Source organism: Bartonella jaculi, assembly GCF_039543045.1.
Classification (GTDB): domain Bacteria; phylum Pseudomonadota; class Alphaproteobacteria; order Rhizobiales; family Rhizobiaceae; genus Bartonella; species Bartonella jaculi.
On the sequence record NZ_BAABIZ010000026.1, the window covers coordinates 16,664 to 16,917 of the forward strand.

The 254-nt window shown below is 43.7% G+C and carries 1 protein-coding gene; it reads left to right on the plus strand.

The genetic code is table 11. The features are described 5' to 3' along the window. Positions 1 to 181 precede the first annotated feature (181 nt). Positions 182 to 254 (plus strand): MerR family transcriptional regulator (locus ABD915_RS10315; protein WP_486303703.1); only part of this gene is annotated, 73 nt, incomplete at its 3' end.

A 254-nucleotide genomic window follows, 5' to 3' on the forward strand; every position in this document is an offset into this window, starting at 1 on the left:
TTTTGGAGGAAGCATTTCTGGAAAGAAGCTTGGGAGGGAGGATGTTCTCGAACGGGGTGTCTTGCGAGGGATTCTTGCAGGTGCTGTTGAAGGCTTTGTGTTTGGGGAGATGCTTGAGATTTGTTGGGGGGTTTACACAGTTTACTTGTAATCTATTTATATCTATGTAATAATACGTATTATGAATAGATTTGTTGGGATAGGTAAGGCCGCTCAAGCTTTGGGGGTTTCTATTAGCACTCTACGACGTTGGG